Below are 6,062 nucleotides of genomic sequence, written 5' to 3'. Positions count from 1 at the left end.
TCAGTTCGGAAATTTGTCTTAAGCTTCCTTCAGATTCGCAGTCACCCACGACACCCTTGCTCTCGACTAGTGGTTGGAAACTACAATCCTCCACAGTGGACTTGCACCACCTAGTTATTAACCATGCACGGCACACGATTAAAAGAGGCCGCTCGTAAGCAGCCTCTTTTCTCACATTCAAGTCGATGGAATAATCTAAAAAGAGAATCCCTCCGGTAAGTCAGCAGCATTTGTCCCTGCTGGCACCCAGGAAAGATCCATGATGGTAAATGTGGGATTCTTGGTTTGAAAAATGGGCACTACTTTCATTCCAATTTTGGGCTCTCCAATGGAGAGATATCCCATGAGAATAGTAGACACGCCTTCAAACTCCACATTCACAAAGCGAATGGGTATTTCCAGGGTATTGAAAGCACCGGTTCGTTCCGTGATCATAAAGGTATGCACACTGGCACCTTTGCGAGCCAATTCAGTGAGATCGACTTCCTCATTGCGCATGAGACAATCTGGGCAATGAATACGATATGGTATATAAATTGACCCGTAGGTTTCGCATTTGGGGTTCGCACATTTTGTCCCTAACAATTTGGCATTGCTAAGATTTTCAAAGAAGGGCGCTTCCCCGCCATAGGCATGAATATGGGTCATATCAGCTGGATTGGTAATGCCCAGAAGTTTTCCTGATTCATCTCTGATGGGTTCATTTGGGTATGCATAGTGGAAGTTACCTGTGACACGATAACGACCATTTTCGACCTTGACAGTTCCTCTATTTTGAGTAGTCATCTTAGCCCCTCCCTTTTAATTGATGCTCTGGATGAACCAGGACGGTTGCCGTCACATGAGAGCCAACTCCAGCATGACTGATGGCCATCCCTCTTTTGGCACCTTTCACCTGCAAATCGGTCCAATCAGCTGGTTTTACACGATTAAATCGTTTCCACTTCGCTTCATCAGCATGCATCTCTGACCAACGTCCCCAGATGTGTTGAGCCACTTCGATGACTTGCATAATACCTGTGGCACCCACAGCATGCATACAACCTATGAGACCTCCAGACAGGTTGGCGGGCAGCTTGCCCGGTTGGCCTGTAAAAGGATTGGTATGATAGCAGTCACCAGATTCCACATAGGTACGCCCCTCACCATAAGGACGGATACCGATATCCTCATACGTCTGAATATCACTAATGGTAAATGCATCATGCAATTCCACAAGATCAAGATCTTCTGTAGGATCCACAATACCAGCCATACCATAAGCATAGTAGGCTGCCATGCGTGCAGCGAGAAACCCCGTAAAACCAGGATACCTGTCACCACCTGGAAAACGAACACCCAGATCTTTGTATTGATCAGGACTTTCATTGGGTAATAATGGAATATCCATATCGCGGCGGTCAGCAACACGCAGGGTATGTGAACCAGCAGATGAATAGAGCAGGAGCGGGTTATCTGTGAGCTCATAGGCAGTTTTCTCATCAGCCAGGATGACACAGGATGCTCCCACACTCATGAGACAACAATCAAGTGCTCGCAATGGATGGGCTACAATGGGAGAATTTAACACATCTTCCACGGTAATTTTCATGGGGCTTTGGGCATGAGGATTCATGCGAGCATAGCCCTTATTTTTTACAGCAATTTCAGCCAGAGTCCTGCGGAAGGATTCTTCCTCCTTGCCAAACACCTGCCAGTATTTTTGCGCCATGACAGCATAGTAACCTGTGTAAATGTGACCCAGGGGAGTTTCCCAGTCTTTGTCAGCTGCTGAGGCTATATAGTGATTCCCCTCATCGGTGGGAACTTCATCCATCCGCTCCCAACCCATGGCCAAAACAGTGTCAGAATAACCGGAGGCTACAGCTTTGTATGCTTCCCATATGGTTGAGCCACCTGTGGCACCACCGGTTTTAATACCAACATTTCCAAGCGGATCCAGTCCGAGCCGGTCATGTATGACTGCTTCCCCTAGCAGTTGATCACCAAAGTGATCTGCAAAGTGACCGTAGTAGCAACTGTGGATGTACGCTTTCAATTCTTCAGGGGATTTCTTGATAAATTCTGCCGCCTCCAGGAAGGCGTCGATAACCAGCTCTTCGGTCCGCTTCTCGGGTATGGCTCTATCAAATTTTGACATGCCACCCGTTACCAGATAAACGGGCTTGCTCATCTGTGGAATTTTGAGCTGTTGTTTACTGAATTTGATCATGTTTCGCTCCCATATTTGAGTTATTTCAAAGGACAGACATCCGGCAAAGAGCTGATGCATTTCCCTTACTAAAGTTCAAGATAGCATTCAAAAAGTATTTGAGGTGTTCGGGAATAAACTAACAGACAGTGCTGAATTCCAAAAGGGATTCTGATTACAACACTGTCAATTACGATAAACGTTTTGGGTAAAACACAAAGCGAGGTTTGCCGTCACTTGAAAAGAAAAGCCGCCGTAGCACCACACCAGAATTGGGGTAAAACACAAGGCGCGGATTCGAATCCGCGCCTTGATGAATTGATAGTTTTTTTTAAGTCGAATTAATAGAGGTAGCCCAATCCAATATACAGACCAGAATTACCGTCTTGTTCATCTGAAGCCATGCCATAGTCTACTGCAATGATGAAATTCTCATTGAGCACGATTCTTAGGCCACCGCCAAATGATAGGTGCAAGCCTTCGTCTGCAGCAAATGGTAGCGTTTGATCTTCGACCTCATAAGGAGTTAGAACCTGACCAAAATCAGAGAAACCATTGAGAGCCAAGTACAAGTTTTGACCGCCTATGACAGTTTTGTAGAACTTCCATCTGGCTTCCATGTTGGCCATAAATATGGAGGTGCCAACGATACGATTCTTCAAGATACCGCGTAAGGATTTTGATCCACCCAGACCTTCGGTCATCTTATAACTACTTTGATACCATGGTAACATAAAGAAAGGAGCTTCACCAATCTGTTGCTGATAACCCAGTCTATAGGCAAACGATAGATCATTCTCAATCAATGTGAAGTATTGTCTGTGTGTGGCCGTGAGGGTGGTGAAGGGAAAATCACTACCCATAAAGCCGGGATAAGTGGTGAGAAGTGCTTCAGTCCAGATACCGCTCATGGGATTTGGTTCATTATCTCTGGTATCGTAAACAAGACCGAGTTTAATGAAATTTGTTACCCCACCGTTCGCCTCTTCAGCCCTGATATAACCGGCATCAACATAATTATCATAAAGGGTTGGTGCATCGAGAGGTAGGAGATCTTCATCTTTTCCCTCATTCAAACCTGCCTCATCCACTGTGTCCACCTTGGTGTCGATGTATCCAAATCCTGCGATGACTCGAATATTATCATTGATGACACTCTTTTGAAAATCGGCGGTTAAACGCAATGTATTACGCTCATGTCTATAGAACATCCGGCTGACATAGTTGCTTGAATCTGAAACTTCAAATCCAGGTGTATAATTCGCTTCGTACCCATTAAATCCATAAAAAGGCAACGCTTGTTCAGTCAGGTAGCCGGCATATGCAGTGATTCGCAAATCATTTGGAAGCAGGTATTTTGAATCGAAAAAGAGGGTGTTCTCTCCACTGCCCTTGGTGGTCCTGGTCCAGGTAGGCTTGATAGTATAATCATAATCAGGGTAGTGAGATCCATCACCGTAATTATACGCTTCAAAAACAATTCCATACAAAAATCCAGTGTCTGAATTATAGGCAACCGCAGGCACACCGCCAAAGCCCCAGCCGGTTTTAGCCTCTTGTCCATAAGCGAACACCACTGAAAGTATTAGGATTACCAATAAGAACTTACGATTCATACTACTTTCCTCCTGTAATAGATTAACTATCTAGCAAACTCTCCAGACGCCAAGTCATCTCTCTGATGAAGTCTTTGTCTGGATCAAATCCCACGATCTTGTAACGGATTTTTCCTTGTGGTCCTATTATAAACAGACTTGGGATACCTTCCACCCCAAATTTTGTAGCAGTATCTTCTGCAAATGCGACAGGAAAAGTGAATTTCATTTCATCAATATAGGGTTGAACCTTTTGTTTTTCCTGGTCTGTAGATGCAGCGACGAACACAACACGCTGGTCCTTTTTATAGCGCTCATAGAAAGCCTGGAACTCGGGTAATTCTCGACGACAGGGGTTACACCATGTGGCCCAGAAGTCCACAAAGACAACTTTACCAAGCATATTGGTATTGTTTAATGATCTTCCACTAAAATCGGTGATTTGAAATTCTGGCGCATCGATATGAAACATCTCAGAGAGGACTTCCTCTTTTCGGCGTTCATCGAGACTGGTGTGAAGGTCATTCATGAAAGCTCGAGAATCTGCTTCAGGATTGAGACGGGTATACATCTCAATCACTTTCTGGTTGATCTGTGCTTTTCCAGGCGACAGTTGCAGGGCAGCGATATAGTCTTCCAAAGCTCCTTCGAAGTTCTCCTGAGCTTCATAAATGAGTCCGCGACGGAGTAAAGTTTCGGGCTGTTCAAGGTAACCAAGTGCCAGTCCATAGGCTTCCAGAGCTTTTTCTGTCTCATTTTGCTTTTCAAAAATATTCGCTTGAGTATCGAAGATCATGGCTCCCAATTCATCACGCCATTTTAGTCCCTCTTCCTCAGCTTGAAATTTCTCGATCGTATATTCTATCACAGCTGGCGCTTCGTTTAGCAGCAACATTTGATCTGACATTATCCAGGCCAATCTATTCCCAAAAGCGATCTGATCAGTAATCTCCAAAGCACCGTTTTCAGGATAATTCGTCAATAAATTGAAAATCTTCCCAAAGCGTTCTTCGTCACGTTCCATGATGGCACGTTCAGCAGAGCGTACCATGGCCATACCTGCAGCATACTCCTCAGGATAATTTTTACTCAACTCATAGCTAAGATCCATCCAGACATCATATTCCAGTTCCTGGGCCAGTGTATCCACCAGCACCTGTAGTCTTTCAGGTGAAATCTCTGCTTCTTTCTCACAAAAGGTCAATAACAAGGTGAGACCCACGATAAAGACCATTAACAAACTTTTTTTCATTCCATCCTCTTTTCTATAATTGAGATACTATTTAATTTTCTGTCAAAAATTTAAACACAGTGTGAACCATCCATGATTTGCCGTATTGGTTTACAAATCCCACATGTCCCCCCTTTTCTGTCAATAACGAGGTAAGCATTCCCTCTGAAATTTGTGGCATCGATGCCTCCGGAACAAAGGGGTCATCCCGGGAGGCCAGATAAAGTGTAGGTACGGGGATATCCTTCAAACAGTTTTTTGAACTCATTTCAGCATAATAATGAGCAGCATCCCGGAAGCCATGGATAGGTGCCGTGGCCGCATTGTCAAGCTCCCAGAAGGTTTTTGCTTTGGCCAAGTTAATCGCCATACTCTCATCACCAATCAGTTCTGATTTGAGGTGGTATTTCTCCAGAAGTGTATTCCGGAATTTTACAACATAATTTCGGCTAAACCCTTTGCTCATGAAATCTGCTGAAGCTCCAAGATCCAGAGGTGTAGATATGATTGCGGCAGCTTTCACCCGTTCCAGTGCTTTCCCCTTAGCTAAATAATGTGCGATCTGACTTCCACCGAGGGAAACACCCAATAGGTACACCTGTTCATTCATCCCTATCTGAGGCAGTCGTTGGTCCAGAAAGTATTTTATGTCTGCATAGAATCCAGCATGGTAGAATTGTTTATGCTTATTGATGAGACCGCCACAACTGCGCATGTGCAGAACCACACCATGCCAGCCCCGCTTGACACACTCATTCATCAGCAATCTGGCATATCGGCTATGTGAACTGCCCTCCATCCCGTGGACAAGCACTACAATGGGGGCTTTTGGCTCACCATCAACCCAATCTGCGGCAACAATGTCACCATCTGGAAGATCCAGAATCTCGCGTCTATAATTTGGGAGTTTTACCGGCATGACCATGGATGCAAAGATGGATTGAAAATGACCGTTGGGTAGCCAGCCGGCAGCTTTAAAAGGGCTAGGTTGAAATTTCCTCATCGATTTGAAAATAGTCCGCAGCAGTCTTAAGACAACCCTGGA

The 6,062-nt window shown here is 44.8% G+C and carries 5 protein-coding genes; all 5 read right to left on the bottom strand.

Annotated features, from left to right (window positions below; genetic code table 11):
- Positions 1–195: 195 nt before the first annotated feature.
- Positions 196–786, bottom strand: a complete 591-nt coding sequence (locus ISR87_03610; protein MBL7024518.1) for a hypothetical protein — start codon at positions 784–786, stop codon at positions 196–198.
- A 1-nt stretch (position 787) separates the two neighbouring features.
- A complete protein-coding gene (locus ISR87_03605; protein ID MBL7024517.1) occupies positions 788–2,212 on the bottom strand; it encodes a thiolase domain-containing protein in 1,425 nt (474 codons plus the stop codon).
- Positions 2,213–2,532: 320 nt separating this feature from the next.
- Positions 2,533–3,807: a BamA/TamA family outer membrane protein gene (locus ISR87_03600; protein MBL7024516.1), complete on the bottom strand. Its 1,275-nt coding sequence runs from the start codon at positions 3,805–3,807 to the stop codon at positions 2,533–2,535.
- 22 nt (positions 3,808–3,829) lie between these two features.
- The gene (locus ISR87_03595) at positions 3,830–5,038 is read right to left on the bottom strand and encodes a redoxin domain-containing protein (protein MBL7024515.1); all 1,209 of its coding nucleotides are present in this window, start codon (positions 5,036–5,038) and stop codon (positions 3,830–3,832) included.
- Between the two features lie 31 nt (positions 5,039–5,069).
- Complete coding sequence (locus tag ISR87_03590; GenBank protein MBL7024514.1) at positions 5,070–6,020, bottom strand: alpha/beta fold hydrolase; 951 nt, start codon at positions 6,018–6,020, stop codon at positions 5,070–5,072.
- Positions 6,021–6,062 lie beyond the last annotated feature (42 nt).

This window comes from Candidatus Neomarinimicrobiota bacterium (assembly GCA_016784545.1).
Classification (GTDB): domain Bacteria; phylum Fidelibacterota; class UBA8477; order UBA8477; family JABMPR01; genus JABMPR01.
Note: the sequence above shows the minus strand (reverse complement) of the source record. Positions and strands in the feature narration are given on the sequence as shown.

Coding starts and splice junctions, on each gene's coding strand:
- ISR87_03610 (MBL7024518.1), bottom strand. CDS start 786: ATGACTACTCAAAATAGAGGAACTGTCAAGGTCGAAAATGGTCGTTAT.
- ISR87_03605 (MBL7024517.1), bottom strand. CDS start 2,212: ATGATCAAATTCAGTAAACAACAGCTCAAAATTCCACAGATGAGCAAG.
- ISR87_03600 (MBL7024516.1), bottom strand. CDS start 3,807: ATGAATCGTAAGTTCTTATTGGTAATCCTAATACTTTCAGTGGTGTTC.
- ISR87_03595 (MBL7024515.1), bottom strand. CDS start 5,038: ATGAAAAAAAGTTTGTTAATGGTCTTTATCGTGGGTCTCACCTTGTTA.
- ISR87_03590 (MBL7024514.1), bottom strand. CDS start 6,020: ATGAGGAAATTTCAACCTAGCCCTTTTAAAGCTGCCGGCTGGCTACCC.